Source organism: Noviherbaspirillum sedimenti (assembly GCF_003590835.1).
GTDB classification, from domain to species: domain Bacteria; phylum Pseudomonadota; class Gammaproteobacteria; order Burkholderiales; family Burkholderiaceae_D; genus Paucimonas; species Paucimonas sedimenti.
On sequence record NZ_QYUQ01000002.1, the window covers coordinates 3,929,483 to 3,945,531 of the forward strand.

General features: G+C 57.7%; 14 protein-coding genes and 3 pseudogenes. 10 read left to right on the forward strand and 7 right to left on the reverse strand.

Annotation, left to right across the window (positions count from 1 at the left end; translation table 11 throughout):
- Positions 1-712 precede the first annotated feature (712 nt).
- The 3 genes and pseudogenes from D3878_RS18235 to D3878_RS24425 all read left to right on the forward strand — a co-directional run.
- Complete coding sequence (locus D3878_RS18235) at positions 713-1,864, forward strand: ABC transporter substrate-binding protein (RefSeq protein WP_119786781.1); 1,152 nt, start codon at positions 713-715, stop codon at positions 1,862-1,864.
- A gap of 67 nt (positions 1,865-1,931) precedes the next feature.
- Positions 1,932-2,558: a branched-chain amino acid ABC transporter permease gene (locus D3878_RS24420; protein WP_119786782.1), complete on the forward strand. Its 627-nt coding sequence runs from the start codon at positions 1,932-1,934 to the stop codon at positions 2,556-2,558.
- Positions 2,559-2,576: 18 nt separating this feature from the next.
- Positions 2,577-2,678 (forward strand): annotated as a pseudogene (locus D3878_RS24425) (ABC transporter ATP-binding protein); the annotation flags it as partial.
- Between the two features lie 49 nt (positions 2,679-2,727).
- Here the strand turns inward: D3878_RS24425 and D3878_RS24430 are convergent.
- Positions 2,728-3,618, reverse strand: a pseudogene (locus tag D3878_RS24430) (IS630 family transposase); the annotation flags it as partial.
- Positions 3,619-3,934: 316 nt separating this feature from the next.
- Between D3878_RS24430 and D3878_RS18250 the strand changes: the two are divergent.
- The 4 genes from D3878_RS18250 (at position 3,935) to D3878_RS18265 (ending at position 8,792) form a co-directional block, all read left to right on the forward strand.
- On the forward strand, positions 3,935-5,173 hold the full coding sequence (locus D3878_RS18250) for a CaiB/BaiF CoA transferase family protein (RefSeq protein ID WP_233556384.1): 1,239 nt from the start codon (positions 3,935-3,937) through the stop codon (positions 5,171-5,173).
- 77 nt (positions 5,174-5,250) lie between these two features.
- On the forward strand, positions 5,251-6,417 hold the full coding sequence (locus D3878_RS18255) for an acyl-CoA dehydrogenase family protein (RefSeq protein WP_119786784.1): 1,167 nt from the start codon (positions 5,251-5,253) through the stop codon (positions 6,415-6,417).
- A 23-nt stretch (positions 6,418-6,440) separates the two neighbouring features.
- Positions 6,441-7,745 (forward strand): acetyl-CoA hydrolase/transferase family protein, encoded by a 1,305-nt coding sequence (locus tag D3878_RS18260; RefSeq protein WP_119786785.1) that lies wholly within the window; start codon positions 6,441-6,443, stop codon positions 7,743-7,745.
- Between the two features lie 171 nt (positions 7,746-7,916).
- Entirely contained in the window at positions 7,917-8,792 is an 876-nt protein-coding gene (locus D3878_RS18265) for an amidohydrolase family protein (protein WP_119786786.1), read from the forward strand.
- A 78-nt stretch (positions 8,793-8,870) separates the two neighbouring features.
- On the opposite strand, the pseudogene D3878_RS24670 reads toward D3878_RS18265, so the two are convergent.
- A pseudogene (locus D3878_RS24670) lies at positions 8,871-9,011 on the reverse strand (electron transfer flavoprotein subunit beta/FixA family protein); the annotation flags it as partial.
- 312 nt (positions 9,012-9,323) lie between these two features.
- Between D3878_RS24670 and D3878_RS18270 the strand changes: the two are divergent.
- Positions 9,324-10,058 carry a FadR/GntR family transcriptional regulator gene (locus D3878_RS18270; RefSeq protein WP_158592316.1) on the forward strand — a complete coding sequence of 245 codons (735 nt, stop codon included), beginning with the start codon at positions 9,324-9,326 and terminating at the stop codon, positions 10,056-10,058.
- A gap of 66 nt (positions 10,059-10,124) precedes the next feature.
- Here the strand turns inward: D3878_RS18270 and D3878_RS18275 are convergent, their stop codons facing one another.
- The 5 genes from D3878_RS18275 to D3878_RS18295 form a co-directional block, all read right to left on the reverse strand.
- On the reverse strand, positions 10,125-10,943 hold the full coding sequence (locus D3878_RS18275) for an alpha/beta fold hydrolase (protein ID WP_158592317.1): 819 nt from the start codon (positions 10,941-10,943) through the stop codon (positions 10,125-10,127).
- Positions 10,944-10,963: 20 nt separating this feature from the next.
- Complete coding sequence (locus D3878_RS18280; protein WP_119786789.1) at positions 10,964-11,719, reverse strand: SDR family NAD(P)-dependent oxidoreductase; 756 nt, start codon at positions 11,717-11,719, stop codon at positions 10,964-10,966.
- Between the two features lie 430 nt (positions 11,720-12,149).
- A complete protein-coding gene (locus tag D3878_RS18285; RefSeq protein WP_119786790.1) occupies positions 12,150-12,476 on the reverse strand; it encodes an NIPSNAP family protein in 327 nt (108 codons plus the stop codon).
- Positions 12,477-13,054: 578 nt separating this feature from the next.
- Entirely contained in the window at positions 13,055-13,864 is an 810-nt protein-coding gene (locus D3878_RS18290) for a transposase (protein WP_199688205.1), read from the reverse strand.
- A complete protein-coding gene (locus D3878_RS18295) occupies positions 13,836-14,399 on the reverse strand; it encodes a helix-turn-helix domain-containing protein (RefSeq protein WP_119786791.1) in 564 nt (187 codons plus the stop codon). The genes D3878_RS18290 and D3878_RS18295 overlap by 29 nt, the downstream gene beginning before the upstream one ends.
- 91 nt (positions 14,400-14,490) lie before the next feature.
- Between D3878_RS18295 and D3878_RS23565 the strand changes: the two genes are divergently transcribed.
- Together D3878_RS23565 and D3878_RS18300 are read left to right on the forward strand one after the other, a co-directional pair.
- Positions 14,491-14,751 (forward strand): hypothetical protein, encoded by a 261-nt coding sequence (locus D3878_RS23565; protein ID WP_147384034.1) that lies wholly within the window; start codon positions 14,491-14,493, stop codon positions 14,749-14,751.
- A 282-nt stretch (positions 14,752-15,033) separates the two neighbouring features.
- A complete protein-coding gene (locus D3878_RS18300) occupies positions 15,034-16,047 on the forward strand; it encodes a TRAP transporter substrate-binding protein (protein ID WP_119786792.1) in 1,014 nt (337 codons plus the stop codon).
- The last annotated feature ends 2 nt before the right edge of the window (positions 16,048-16,049 follow it).

Consider the following 16,049-nt stretch of genomic DNA (forward strand, 5'->3'; position numbering starts at 1 on the left):
CGGTCGACTACGCTATTCAATGTGGACCCTCCTTTGGGCATCTTATCCTCCATTAGTCGTCATTGCCGGCGGAAACCGGCATTTGTGGGCTTCGCTAGAAGCAACCATACACGTGCGCGAGAAAAAAAGCAATAAAAGGTCGGACCTTATTTTTCGTAATGACTTTGACTATGTCAAAATCCATTCAATTCAACGGGGCGTAGCGGCCGAGAAGGTTGCTCGCCTAACGCACAGTGGGGAGCATTTATGCCGAATGAATTTTCTGGAGACACCACGGCTGTGGCCGGCGCACCAATGCAACGCCCCCTCGATGGGGTGACTGTCATCGATCTGGGGCAGATTTACAACGGCCCCTACGCCACGTTCCTTGTGGCGATGGTCGGTGCTCCATCACCGCCGATCAGAGCGAGGTCCTCAGTGCCCTGCGCATGAAAAAACCGCTCGCACCCCAGCAGCTGACGCTGTTGTAGCGAAGCGTTTCAACAGCGCTCTCAATAAAATCAGATAGTTGCGCGATTAACTGTCGAACTCCGGCGGTCCCGTTGATAAGCAAGATGATTTTCCACTTGACCCTATTCATTAATTGGTATTACCATTTAATTTGGATGCTTAAAGACATCCGGGTCGTGCGGGCAGTCACAACCGCGCGTCGATCCGGAGGAGGGCGTCGGATGCATTACAACTCGCAGCAGACCATAAAAAGGAGGGGCAAATGAAGTTGATTATCAAGATGACGGCTACGCTAATTGCTGGCGGCTTGCTTGCGACAGCATCAGCTGCGGAGACTGTTTCTATCGGCGTCATCGGCATGATGACCGGGCCGGGGGCAGCTTGGGGGGTTGCCGGGTCGGCGGGGGTCAGGTATGCGGCCGACGAGGTAAATGCCAATGGCGGTCTCGACATTAATGGGACCAAGTACCGGATTGATGTGAAGGTCTATGACGACCAGTACAAGGCTTCGGAGGCCATTTCAGCCTATAACCGCCTCGTGCATGATGAGGGTGTCAAGTATCTCATGACAATGAGTTCGGCATCGACGATGGCGTTGAAGGAAAAGATCGAGAGTGATGATGTCCTCCTTCTGACCTCGGCTTATTCCAGTAAGATCATCGATCCCAAGACCAAGCACATTGTTCGCCTTTATAGTACGCCACGCGACTACGTCCCTCCTATTGTTTCCTGGATGAGAAAACATATCGGTGGAAAGAAGGTTACGCTTCTCTACCCTAACGACGAGACCGGTTGGGACTTTGTAGAATTCACGGCAAAGGCGTTCAACGACGCTGGCTACAATATTTCTGCGCGCGAACTTTATGAACGATCGCAGAAGGACTTTCTGCCGATCCTGACGAGGATTATCGCCACGAAGCCCGACATCATCGACCTCGGGCCCACTTCCCCTGCAACGGCGGGCCTGATCACCCGGCAGCTTCGGGGACTGGGCTTCTCAGGGCAGATCTCAGCCTTAGGAGGATCGGGTCCCAAGGAAATCGTCGCAGCTGCCGGGGCGAAAGCCGCCGAGGGCGTAATCAACATGCTCTATGCCGATCCGAATAATAAGGAATTCAAGAGGCTAAAGGAGGTCTTCGTCAAACAATACGGCCAGGAACCCAACGAGCTGATCGTGCCGTATTACGATGCGACGAAGGTGCTGCTGAAGGCGATCAAACTCTCCGGCGTCCCCAAGAATCCGCAAACGGTTCGGGCTGCTCTAAAAAACGCGTTGCCGATGCAGTCGCTGCAGGGCGAAACGATGACCTTCGGCGGAATGAATACGATTGGCGTGGACGCGCAGATCATGTCGGTTAACTATATCGGCACGATTCGCAGCGGTGAGCCGTTCGTAATCAGCCCGGTAAAATAAAACGAGACGGGAGCTGGTCGCGTGCAGCAACGCGGCCAGCGTTACTGTAAAAACGAGGGAGACAATTGTGCCCGTCCTTGAGCAGATTTTCGTCAACGGATTATTAAGCGCGCTCGTCTACATGCTGATGGCGCTCGGGTTTACGCTCGTCTTTGGCATGATGCGTATCGTGAATTTTGCACACGGTGAGTTCTACATGGTGGGCGCGTTCGCGGTGCTCGTGTTCTACGGATTCTTGGGGCTGCCCTATGCGGTCGCGATCGCTGCCGCGGTGGTGGTTGCCATTGTCCTTGGCTACCTGCTCGAGAGGTTCGTGTTGCGCTCGGTCGCGAGCGACGAGATGAGCAGCATGATTACGACACTTGGCATTGCAATCACTCTTCAGTCGCTGGTGTTGATCCTATTCGGTCCTTCGGAGCAGGCCGTCAACCGTCCAATTTCCGGCACGCTTTCGCTTGATAATGCCATTGTGTCGCTGGATCATTTGGCAGTGGGCATTGCAGCTCTTGTTGTGCTGACCCTGTTTTGCGTTCTCATGAAAAAGACCAAATGGGGCCTCGCCATGCGTGCGGTCGCGCAGGATCGGGAAACCGCGAGCCTAATGGGCATCCCCACGTCGGCCGTTCAGAGCATGGGCTTCGTCTGTGCCACGATCCTCGCCGCACTGGCGGGCGGGTTGATGGCGCCGATATAGCTCGAATTCGCGATGCGGCTGGAGTTTGTCTACAATTTGTTTCCGCGTTTGAAGGATAGGTCTCACCAGTTGGCGTCCAGCCTGTCAGGCGGTGAACAACAGATGGCGGCAATAATTCGTCCGGATTCAATTCCGGACTGTACGACGGCAGATAAAACACTTCGATCCTGTCGCGATGCGCCTCCAGCCAGGCGGCCACAGACGGCGCATGATGCACCCGCAAATTGTCCAGGATCAGGAACACCTTGCGCTCCGCATCCCCGGCCAGGCGTTTCAGGAATTCGATCAGCAGCGCCGCATTGATCGCCTTCTCCAGCAGTATCCAACGCACCACGCCGCGATTGGTCACCGCCGAGATCACGCCCACCTTTTCGCGCCGGTGGCGTGGCTTCACCACCGGCGTTTCGTCTTGCGGGGCATAACTGCGGCCACGCACATCGTCGTTGCGCAAGCCCGTTTCGTCACCCCAGTAAATCTCGCCGTCTTCGGCTGCCGCGCGCCGCACGATGGCCGGGTAGTCTTCGTTGAGCCACCGTTGTACCGCCGCCGGGTTCTGCTCGTACGACTTGTTGAGCGGCTTTTGCGGCGAAAATCCCCAATGTTTCAGGTAGCTGCCCACCGTGCGTACCGCCAGCCTGACCTCGCATTCGCGCGCAATCAGGGCACTTGCCGCCGGCCTGCTCCACAGCGCCCATGGCAATCCCAGTTCGTCCGGCGTGTGCTCGTGGATCAACCTCTGGATCGCCTTTTGCTGTTGCGCATTGAGCAAGCAGCCTTGACCCTGGTTCGGTCCACGATGTTCTTGCACCGCGACCGCTTCCCAGCCGCCTGCGCGATACGCTTTCATGGCGCCAATGACGGTATTTTTATTCAATTCGCACAAGCTGCTCACCTCGTCGAGCGTCATGCCGGAAAGGCGCAACACGACGGCGCGCCGTCGCCGTTCGTTGAGCACCGCCACCGGCAGCAAGCGGCTATCACTGCGTTCCATGGCACAATCCTCCGTATCCAACGCCAATTGCATTGGACGTCGGTACGCCATGTGAAATTCCAGCGCCATAGCCTCTACCTTGCAACGATGCAGCAAGGAAATTCAACATCAATAACCCCAAGACGGATCAATAACTAAGTTCGATGCGAATCATCGCAGCACGGTCCGCAGCCATGCGGCACAGGTATCGGCGGCCGACAGCGGTCCGCTGATCGTGGCGTCCGCACAATTCGATCCGGATGTCCGCTGCGGAAGTGCGTAAAAAAACAAAAAATGGTCCGACCTTATATTGCGCAATGACTCGGGCTGTGTCAGAATCAAACCCATTCAACGGAGCGTAGCGGCCGAGAAGGTTGCTCGCCTAACGCACAGTGAGGAGCATGTTATGCCGAATGAATTTGCTGGAGATGCCGCGGCTGTGGCCGAGGGCCTAATGAAACGCCCGCTCGATGGGGTGACTGTCATCGATCTGGGGCAGATTTACAACGGCCCCTACGCCACGTTCCTTATGGCGATGGCCGGTGCGCGCGTAATCAAGATAGAGCCGCTTGGCGGTGAGAAGATGCGTCGGCGCGGTGCTGTAGGTGGCGCAATGCTGCCCTTCGCCATGCTGAACTCGAATAAGGAATTCGTCACGCTGAACCTCAAGGCGAAAGAGGGCGTCGACCTTCTGAAGAAGATGGTCGAGAAGGCTGACATTCTCCTCGAGAACTTCGCGCCGGGGACGACGGACCGGCTCGGGGTTGGCTATAAGGAACTGTCGGCCATCAATCCGAAACTGATCTATGCGTCAGGTACGGGCTATGGCTCCTACGGCCCGAACAGAGACATGCTTGCAATGGACCTGACAATCCAGGCGATGTCGGGTGTGATGGCGTCGACAGGTTTCCCCGACCTGCCGCCGGTCAAGGCAGGCCCGGCGCTGTGCGACTTCTTCGGCGGGATCCATCTGTATGGCGCGGTGATGACCGCACTGTTCGGCCGGGAGCGGACAGGGCGGGGCTCTCAGGTCGAGGTGTCGATGCTCGAGTCGGTCTACCCGTCGCTCAGTTCGACGCTCGGCCTCTACTATGGCTCGAAGGGGCAGAATCCGCCGCGGACCGGAAACCGTCACGGTGGCATGGCCGAGGCGCCGTACAACGTCTACACCTGCCGCGATGGCTGGGTGGCGCTGCTCTGCGTCAGCGAAAAGCATTGGGAATCCCTGCTCGAGACGATGGGCCGGATGGATATGCTGAATGATCCGAAATTCGTCGATCTGCAGGCACGTGTTGACAACATCAACGAGCTTGACAGCATTATCAACGGTTGGACGTCTCAGTTCACCAAGGACGACCTCGTACGGCTTCTCACCGCAAAGCGCATCCCGTGTGCTCCGGTGCGCGAAATCGACGAGGTCGTTAACGATCCGCACATGCACGCCCGTGGCACTCTGCAGCGAATCGACCATCCCGAATTGGGCAATGTCGTTCTTCCGACAGGACCGATGATTTTCCCCGGCACGGAACAAACAACCCTGACGCCCAGCAAAATGCCGGGGGATGACAATGAGCTGGTTTATTCCGCGTGGCTTGGCGTAAGCCCCGAGGAACTGGGCACCCTGAAGGACATGGGCGTCGTCTGAGCGCAACTGCGCTGGATAAGCGCGCCCAAAACCAGATTTTGGCTTCGGCCGATACGACTTCGTGGAGATGAAAACAGATGAATTTCGAATTTACCGACGAACAACAAGCAATCCGAGATGCGGTGGCAGATGTCGCCAAGCGGTTCGACGACCATTATTGGTCCGAGAAGGAAGACAAGGAAGAGTTTCCTTTTGAGTTTCACCGCGCCATGGCTGAGGCGGGCTGGCTTGGCATCACGATGCCCGAGCAATATGGCGGGGCCGGCCTTGGCGTGACCGAGGCTGCCATCATGATGAACGAGGTCGCCAAGCACGGCGGTGGCTCGGGCGCGGTCTCGACCATCCACATCAACCTCTTCGGCCCCCATCCAATCGTCGTGTTCGGCACTGACGAGCAGAAGGCCGAATGGATTCCCCGCCTCGTCAGCGGCGAGGATCAGGTCTGCTTCGGGGTGACGGAGCCGGATGCCGGACTAGATACCACGCGGATAAAAACGTTCGCGCGCAAGGTGGATGGCGGCTACATCATCAATGGCCGAAAGCTCTGGACCTCGACGGCACAGGTTGCTAGCAAGATACTGGTCCTCGCGCGCACGACGCCGATCGAGCAATGTAAGAAGCCTACCGACGGCATGACAATCTTCTACACCGATCTAGACCGCTCGAAGATCGAAGTGAAGCGCATTCGGAAGATGGGTCGCGCGGCTGTGGATTCGAACGCGACGTTTATCGACGACTATTTCGTTCCCGATGGGCACCGGATCGGTGAGGAAGGGAAAGGTTTTTCGTATCTTCTGCACAGTCTTAACCCGGAACGTATTATCGTTGCCGCCGAAGCAATCGGCATCGGTCAGGACGCATTGCAGCGCGCTGCCCGCTACGCGCAGGAGCGGGTGGTCTTCGGTCGCCAGATCGGGCAGAACCAGGGTATTCAGCACCCGTTGGCTGAGAACTGGATTGAGCTAGAAGCGGCGCTGAACATGGCAATGAAGGCAGCGTGGCTCTACGATGCCGACAAACCGTGCGGCGCCGAGGCGAATGCCGCGAAGTTCATCGGCGCGCGCGCTGCGTACAAGGCTTGCGAAACCGCGGTGCTGACACATGGCGGTTTGGGCTATTCGCGTGAGTACCAGGTTGAGCGGCTTCTGCGCGAGGTCTTGGTGTACCGCATCGCGCCAGTGTCCGAGCAGCTCATTCTGTCGTTCATCGCCGAGAAGGTGTTGGGCCAAAAGAAGAGCTATTGATTTCGGGTCGGAGAGCACGCGAAATGAAAGACTTAACTGGCAATGGGCTCGTCGACGCGATCGGGCCGGCTCGGGAAATTTATGTCTCGGGCTGTTCCGCCGAAATCGTCGGCCTTCCCGAACTGTTGGGGAATTCTCTTCCCGGTGCGACGGTGACGGGCATCCTCAGCCCTTTGTTGAACACGCGGTCCTATGCATCGCCCGTTTCCGGGCGGAGGTGCAGGACCTTCTTCCTCAACAAGGAGATCAAGCAGCACTTGTCAGCTGGGCTCGTGGATCTCTGCCCGTGGACGTATTCGCAGATTTCGAACTGGCTCCGGAATACGATCAACTTCGACGCCGCGGTCGTCATGGTCTCGCCCCCGGACGACCAGGGGCGGGTTAGCCTAGGTGTGCAGTGCGACTTCCTGCCGTTGTTCCGAGGAAGGGTGAAGCGGCTGATCGGTGTGGTGAATCCGAAGATGCCATATACTTTTGGAGATACGACGATCCCGCTCGATGCGTTCAGCGCAGTATTCGGGCTGGAACACGATCTCTTGTCCCCGCCGGCTCCGAAGGCGGCCGAGGCCAACCCAAGCATCGAAACCATCGGGCGCGCTATCGCAGACCTGATCCCCGACGGCGCGACGATCCAGCTCGGAATCGGCAAGATTCCGCAGGCGGTCTCGCGGAGGTTGACCGAACACAGGAACATCGGGGTCATTTCTGGTCTCGTGGACGATGACATTCTCTACATGGAGGATCAGGGTGTATTGGATCGGTCGAAACCCATTGTAACGGGCGTCGCAATCGGCTCCTCCGAACTCTATGCGCAAGTGCACAAGAACCCTCGCTTCAGCTTCCAGCCCTGCAGCAGAACGCACAAATTGGAGGCATTGATCGGCGTTGATCGTTTCTATTCGGTCAATGCGACTCTACAAATTGATCTATTCGGGCAGATCAACTCGGAAATGATTGACGGGCGGTTCATCTCGGTCCCTGGTGGCTTCCCGGATTTCCTGCGTGGCGCATCGATGAACCCGACGGGCCGGGCGATTGTGGCGTTGCAGGCGAGTGCAGGAAAATCGACATCGCCAGGCATCGTCTTCAGCCTATCCACTCCGGCCTCGGTCACAGCGACGAAAACCGAGGTGGATCTCATCGTGACAGAATTCGGAGTTGCCCAACTCAAGAATCTCAGCATGGATCAGCGCGCTGAGGCGCTCATCGCGATTGCCGCACCCGAGGATCGGGATGCGCTTCAGGCGGAATGGAGCGCGTTTCGAGGCGGCGCCTTCGGACCGTCGTCGCGTCGGCCTGCTCAGGCGAGTGAGGGGAGGCGTGGGTAACTGGCGGAACCCGCCATCGGACTTAGTGGCCCCTTGTGCGGATCGATGGCTTGAGTCTGCACTGATATCGCTCCGACTGGTAGGGAATCAAGAACCAGGCATTTATGCGCGGGATCCATCACAACGGTTCTGCCCGCAACGTTTGCACTCCAAATCCAAGGTTTTAACGTCATGCTGAAACTCGATGCACAGGTTCACGTCTGGTATTCCGACCGGCCAAGCCGGCCCTGGGACCCTGCTTACAGGCAGACCAACCGGGACAGATCGTCGTTCCTGCAACATGCCGGGCAGACCAATACCCCTGAAATGGTTCTGGCCGAGATGGCAGAGGCGGCAGTGGACGGAGTACTGCTGACCACGCTCGGTGTATATGGTGTAAATAACGAACTGGAGCTCGCGGCGGCCGAGCGCGATCCTGAGCGGTTCCAAGTGATCGGCGTTGTTGATCATACCGATCTCGCACTCGCGGACCAACTGGCGGCGGCAACAAAGCGCGGTCTGCTGGGCATCCGGGTTCCGCAAATGCGCGACCCCGATCGCATCGCTCGCGGCGAATTCGATGACGTATTGAAGGTGTGCAGCGATCTTCGCCTCGTCGTCATGCTCCCGGCCGTGAATAAGCAGGTGTTCAATCTCATCAAGCGGACTCCGGGCGTATTCTTTTACATGAATCATCTCGGTGTGGGACTGGCGCCGCCGATCGTTGGTTTCCGTCATGAAGCTCCTTTCGAGAATCTGCCCGCTATTTTGGAGCTTGCCGAGCTGAAAAATGTAGGTGTCAAGCTCACAGGCCTACCCGCGCTTTCCGTCGAGGCCTATCCGTTCCGCGATATCTGGCCACCGATTCTTCAGGTCGTCGCGGCCTTTGGCGTCGACCGGCTGTCTTGGGGTGGCGACTATACTCGCACCGCCGGGCTACACAGCTATTGGGAGGGCGCCAATTACCTTGCCGAGGTCCAAGGGCTGAGCGAAGAGCAGCTCGCTTGGCTTTATGCGGAAACCTTGATACAACGATGCGGCTGGAAGCGCTCTGCCGCGTTCGTTTGAGCGCCCCAGTCAATGGCGATCGCGATCGCCGCAGCTCAACGCCACCACTTCAGCGGCGACGCCCGCTTCCTTCAGTCACACCGCCTCTCGCAGTGCGATGTCGTCCAACTCGTTCATCGACATCGTTACTTTCGCAAGATCGACACCTGAATCGTCCGCCTTTGCGTAAGTGTTCATGTTGTAATCGATCACGCGCTTGACAGTCATCGAGACCTTCACGGATTTACTCCCTCGTGTAGTAAAATGTGCATACTCGCATTAATGGCCATGCCATTAATGGAATGGTGAGCGCAAGGCAACGACAATGGTGTCAGGACTGAGGATCCGCAACGGTGGAGTATGTTGCGGTTAAGCCAAAAATGTTATGTTCATTTGTTTTGCAATTCCGCGCATATGCGGTGCCAGCCAATCGAAATCACGATAGGTTTCTCGCACTGGCAATTGCGCCACGCTTAGGAGTACTGACTGGTTTGATCGGACAATTTCATAAAGACAATGACGAATAAAGCTCGCACGAAGAGTAGGAAATTGATGGCTGTCGCCTCTGGCAGTGATTCGGGGCTGCGTTCGAGTGCGCTGGCGGAAATCCTGCAAGAGGAGATCATTCAGGGCTGGTTGAGCGTGGGGGAATCCCTGCCGAGCGAACGGGATCTGATGGTCCAGTATAGCGTCAGCCGTGCCACCGTGCGGGAGGCGCTGCGCATTCTTGGGGCAAAGGGGTTGACCGAGGTCCGGCGCGGGCGTCTGGGCGGTTCCTATGTGCTCGCGCCAAGCACTAAGACCATCAGCAATTCAGTTGATCTTTTCATTCAAGGTCACGACGTCCGATTCGTCGACCTTGTAGCGGTGCGCTCGGCAATTGAACCTGTGGCGGCCGCCCAGGCTGCGCGGTTCCGAACGGAAGAAGATTTGGCACAACTCAACGAGATGCTGGCTGAGGCCGACAAAGTGATCGATGACATCGAGAAGTTTTCCGAATGGAACTTGCACTGGCATCTAGGGATCGTGCGGGCCAGCCAGAACCCGCTATTCCTGTCGTTCATGACCTCGATCTCTTCGGCGCTTTATTCGGCCACGGAACGCGAGGAATTCAATCTAGAGACCCGTAAGACCGTGGCGCAGGCGCACCGGAAAATCACCAAAGCGATCGAAGCGGGCGATGCCGACGCTGCCCGTCGCCGCATGATGCGCCACGTCACCTCCTATGCACAGGAACTGGATCTGTCGACGGACGTAACGGCGCGAGCCTTGGGAGAAGCTGAATAGGCCCGGCGCAACATCGCCGCCGGGCAACACTGCTGAAAATTGCTCCTCAGTGTGCGGGGTTCGTCGTCAGGCTTTTTCAGTCATGCGCGATGCAAACGTTGCGATGGTTTCAGCCGTTACGTCGGGGGCGTCGTGCATGACGAAATGTCCGGCATTGGGAACCACAACGGCATCGAAGTCGGGTACGATGCTCCGCATCGTTTCGATTAGCGACGTCGTCTCTCCGGGCGGAAGTAGTTGCCACCGGAAATGCGAGTCGAACGTAGTGGCCTGAATAACAAGCGCCGGCACGGATAGTGCCTCGATGGTTCGCCGGGCATATATCGAGTCCCAATTGACGGAATCGAGGAACAGTGCGCGAGCAAAGTCCAGATCCCGATCCAGTGCACGACGGGTCAGGCGGTCAAGTTCCGCAGGCGGGGAATCTGCATCGAACATGCGGGCAAAAAGACCTCGCAGGAACGCCTCCATGCCGACCGAAACCGCCGCATTGGCGTTGTCCAGCATCGTCTGCCGGTCGCTGACATAAAGACTGCCGTCCACCAGGATCATGCCGACGACACCGTCGGGCGACTGTCGATGCGCCTCGCGGATCACCTTCGTTCCAAGGCTGTGCCCAATGACAATCACCTTGTCAGATCCGGAACGCGCCTTGGCCTCGTTCACAGCAGCCCCGGCGGCGGCCATGGTTGCCGCCGTGCTTGCCGAGCGGCCATGCCCCGGCAGATCAACCGTGATGCAGCGAAACCGGTCGGACAGCCGCTCGACGAGGCCCGACCAGTCGGTGCTGTCGCAGCAAAATCCGTGGACGAAGAGCAGCGCAGGCTCTCCTTCGCCGATGGTTTCGACATGGATCTGATTCCCGATTAATTCGTTTCGGCGCACCTGTTTGTTCTCCGTCCTTGTCAGGAAATTGTTAGACCGCTATCCACGACCAAGACCTGACCGGTGATCTTCTTTGCCTCATCCGAGGCGAGGAACTGGACCGCATACGCGATTTCTCTGGGTTCGATAGTACCCAGCAGGCTTCGGTTCGAGGTCCGCATCGCGCCCGCGTTGGCCTGAGCGAGCCGCTTTTTTACGCGTTCGGTGGTTGTCACTCCGGGGGCGATCGCATTTACCCGGATGCCGTGGGGCGCATATTCGACGGCCAAGGAGCGGGTCAGAGCGATGATGCCGCCCTTGGCGGTCGTGTACGCATCGCGTCCCGGCGAGCCCTGCAGCGCTAGCACGGAGGTGGCGTTGATGACCGCGCCGCCGCCCGCTTCCATCATGTGCGGCAATGCGTAGCGGCAACCGGCCCAAACACCGAACAAGTCCACCCGCATCTTGTTCCAGAACTCGTCGAAGGACGTCTCGGTCAACCGACCATCCGCAAGGGTCGACCCGCCCGCGTTATTGTAGAGAACATCAATCTTGCCATAGGTCCCAACCGTCGTATCCACCGCGTTTTTCACGCTATCCGAATCCGATACGTCGGTTGTGACAAAGACGCAATCGAATCCACGCGCGATGAGTTCCGCCGCAGCCGCTTCGCCGGTCTGCGTATCCCGCTCGGCGATCACCACCTTGGCACCCTGTTCGCAAAACAGCTCCGCACAGGCTCTGCCGATACCAGCGCCTGCTCCTGTGATGAGCGCAACCTTCCCTTTAAGTCTCATTTGCTTGCCTTCATTTCCGTTGCTAATTCCGTAATCGACGGTCCTTCCTTTAGAGCCGCCACCATGACCCTACCAGCGCTATTGTCGCGTTTCGTCGGGGGCCGTGCAGAGAATATTTGAACTTGGGCGCATTCCATGCCTTGGTCATTTTAATGGTCTTACCATAATTCCACATTTCCATCCAAGTCGCAAGAGGCTTGCCCGTCGCCGGAACATCAAATCGGTGTCACGCTGAAGAGGTGTGCGCGCACTTCGATTTGCAGGCGATGGTCTTGCGTTTCCGGGCCTACGCCGTAGTGACGCCGATCGCCGCATTGTCCATGACGCATCCCACCTGCGAGGGCGAGCGACCGGGAATATGCTGCCCAATCGTCGAAAAGTGAAAGGAAACCCTCGCAGAGATCCGACTATTGGGAAGCGTGTCGCGCCGTCACCGCAGAGGCGAAAAGGCAGTGGGTTGCAGAATCTCGTTGGATGCGTTCGCCACAATAAACCCGTCTTCTTCGCTCGCCGTACGCGCCGCGATCCATTCAGGGTCCGCGTGGAAGGTTCTCCAGCAGCCTTCCCTTTCGGCGAGCGATTCCCACCGAAGCATGTACGTCAACTCCTGATGCGACGCCCCAATCACGGTCGTGAAAAAACCGTGCGGCTTGAATCCATGCTTCTCGAACAGCGGCAGCGTCGCAGTCTCAAAGCGTTTCAGCAGCACCGGCAAGCGCCCGGCTGCGCAGCGATAAACACACATTTCCAAGATCATTCTTCTTCCTCCCAATACTGAAAATCGCCGCACGCTCCGAGGGATCTCGCTCCCGCCGGAAAAAGCCAAACCCCGGGAAAGTGACCATATGGTGCAGCAAATTTAAGGTCAGACCAAATAGTATCTCTCGAACGAAATGAAGTCAACCAGACTTGTGGACCGGCGGGCGGTGCCTCGTGGCCGTGCGGCTACATAAGGAATCTCGGAAAGGTCAGTCAACGATCGATGTTTCCACTTGTCGTAATTCCGTTGGCGTGCGCTGCGGCGCCGCAGCCAGCAGGACGACACGGCATGGGCGAAGGTCACGCCCTTGGCCAAGACCTAGATTTCCCGGAGCGTGTCCTTCTTCCTTGGCCGGTAGTGCGCTTTACTGCCAATCACCCAAGGCAAGAGCCCGGTGGGTGTCCAGTAATGGGCATTCCTACCGCGACATCTGCTCGATCGCGCGCACTGGAACTGCAATGCCGTACGCGACGACCTGGTCGATTACGTTGCGCAAGAACTGGGCGATGCCGTTGCTGTAGTGGCGCACGCTGTCGGCTGGCGACGGTGCCGAGGGCCGGGTCTAAATGATTGGCCTAGTGGGTCGCTTGGCAACGAAATCGATATAAATATTTTTGCAAAGTAGTGGATCGGCATCGTATTGATAGACGCATACATGCGCCCGATCCTCCCAATGCATGCTGCCGTTGCCGATGGCGAACCCGCCTGGCATAACGTTTGCCACCCCAATGGAAAGGCGTTGGCGCCTGATTCCATCCTGTGACCGTCGCTTCCAGCGCCCCAATGATTTGCTCAGGGGTTTGCGGGTACTGTCCTGCCAGAGCGCGACGAACAATAATGCGTTGAATCGACTCCGCCATATTCAGCCATGAACCACTCAGCGGTGTATAGAGAGGCATCACGCCGTGCGAGAACAGCCATAGCACCAAAGACGGCGTCAAATGACCTTGCAAGTTATCCCATACCAGTAACAGACGAAGCGTCGGCAGCTTTGCCGGCAGCGTGATCCGTGCCTGTAATCCCTGCTGCCATGATTCCCACATCGCATGGTTGGCCCTGGTCACCGGCGCAGGCGGCGCTAATTGACTAAGAATGGCAGTCAATTCCTGCTGCAACCATGGGTGCAGCACCGCATTCGGTGCCCGGAAGACGCCCCTGGCGCGTAACTCGCCACTGCCCGGACAGAATAAAGTCAGCAACTTGGCAGTGCCATTGCGCACATACTCATGCGGCTGCTGTTTTGGCTGTCCCTGTTGGGCCCAGCTCTGCCCCGGATAGGGACGAGTCGGATAAGGTCCTGCCTCATCCTGGGTCCATACCGCCAACCCCAGACGAGACCCTTCCCGATAAGCCCGTTCAATCAGATTTTTTTTTAGCTTCGGCATCGGGATCAGTGACGATAACGGTGCCGCTGCGGCGCCGGCGTACGGCTTTCCCCGTGTCACACCAGCTGCGCGCTGCCAGCCAGCGAAAGCCGGCCGCGTGCAATACCTGACCAATCGTATAAGTGCTGACCTTGGGGAGCCCATCAGGGGCACGGCGCAAGGCGCGACGCAATGTCATTAAAGACCAGGTCGCCGTCCCATCTCGTTGCGGATCCGGCGTGCGCCTGGCTTCTGCCAGAATGCGCTCACGGGCCGAGGCGTCGTAAGTCGGCTTGGGTCCGCCACTGCCATGCGGCGCCAACGCTGCCAACCCCTTCTGGTTGAAGCGCGCCACCAAGTGGCTGACGGCCTCGCCTGAGCGGCGCCCGGCTGCGGCCGCAGCTTGCTCATAGGTCTGGTCCGATGCAACTGCGAGCAGTTCTCTGGCCCACGTCACGACATCGTTGCGCTCACTACGCGAATGGACCAACTGTTCCAGCACCTGCTGCTCCTGTTCTGTCATCGTGCGCAGCGGATTCTTTTGGATTCGACTCATGATCGCCTCCTGCAGCTCTCTGCCGGTTTGACCATCTGATCCCGATTTCGTTGCCAAGCGACCCACTAGGATTGCCTTGCCGCCGTGGCAAATGCCGGGACCGCGTTGGCTGCGGTTACGCCGGAGCCTGTCCGACGGCAAGCTTGTGTATTACGTCTGTTACGCTCCGCGCAGGACGCCGCTGGAAACATTGGTGCGAGTGGCCGGCATGCGCTGGACGATCGAGGAATGCTTCGAGGCGGGCGAAGTCGAGTTGGATCATTATGACTTGCGCAGTTGGCATGGCTGGTACCAGCCATGCTCTTCAGTGCCTGTCAGGCGAGCGGCGTTCTCGGCCGCTACGCCCCGTTGAATGGGATGGATTCCGACACAGCGCAAAGTCATTGCGCAATATAAGGGCTGGTCTTTTATTGCATTTTTCTGATCTTTTGCGAAAAATGGTCCTACCATTGCTTGACAAGTCTCTTTCTTTAATCGATTATCTCTGCCACTGCTTGGCAAGAAAAAAGCCACACATTACATCGCACCCCTTTGGGAGCCACTCCGGCAAGGATGGCGCAAATCGGCAAGGGAATGCGTGCAGAGGCGACAGTTCGGGAAGGCCAATTCGAAACACTTTGAGGAGTATTAAAAAATGAGAAAACTTGGTTTTGCAAAATGCATGGCGACGGCTGCGTTCGCTTTGCTGGGCAGCGCTGTTCAGGCCGAGCCCCTGATCGTTACGACGAACTTGACGCCTGGTCACTGGGCATCGACGCAGGGCGCTGAGCCCTGGATGAAGTGCGTGAAGGAGACGACGAAGGGGGGGGTTGACTTCAAGTATTTTCCAAGCGGCCAGCTCGCGAATTTTTTCCAATCCCTTAACGCGGTGAACAAGGGCCTTGCGCAGATATCCTACATCGTGGTGCCCGCGCAGTCCGACAAATTGCCGCTGGCCGGTATCACCTTGTTGCCGGGGCTTGGTAGCAACGTTGTCCACCTTACCGCGGCTACCCGCGCTGTTCTGGATGGTAACGGTCCCATCGCACGGGAGTATGCGCAGAACCGCATTGTTCCTCTGATGATCAACATCTTCCCGCCCTACCAGATGATGTCGCGGAAGGAGCCGTTCGATACACTTCAGTCGCTTCAGGGGCGGCGCATCAGTACCGGCGGCGGTACCCTGATGGTTACGCTGGCGTCGACCGGCGCGACGGCCGTCGAATCGGCTGCCGCGGACGTCTATATGGGACTCCAGCAAGGCACTGTTGATGGCACAATGTTGTCAATGGCCAGCGTCAAACCATATAACCTGCAGGAAGTCATCAAGTCCACTAGCGGGAACGGCAACTTCGGCGTTGCGAATGGTATTTGGTCGATCGACAGCGGCGTCTGGGCTAAGCTGCCGAATGACCACAAGGCTGCACTTCGCGAATGCGGTCTGAAGGTCGAAAAAGAGCTTGCCAAGTGGATTGACAATTCGATGGATCAAGTGAAGAAGGAGCTTAAAGCGGGCGGCGTCAAGGTATACGATTATTCGGACACGGAAATCGCCAAGATCGAAAAGAAGCTCGAGGTCGCGCGCGAAAGCTACGTGAACCGTCTGGTAAAGCGTGGTCTGCCGGCCAAGGAAGCCTACGAAGAGTACTTGGCCGCTCTCAGAAAGTAATC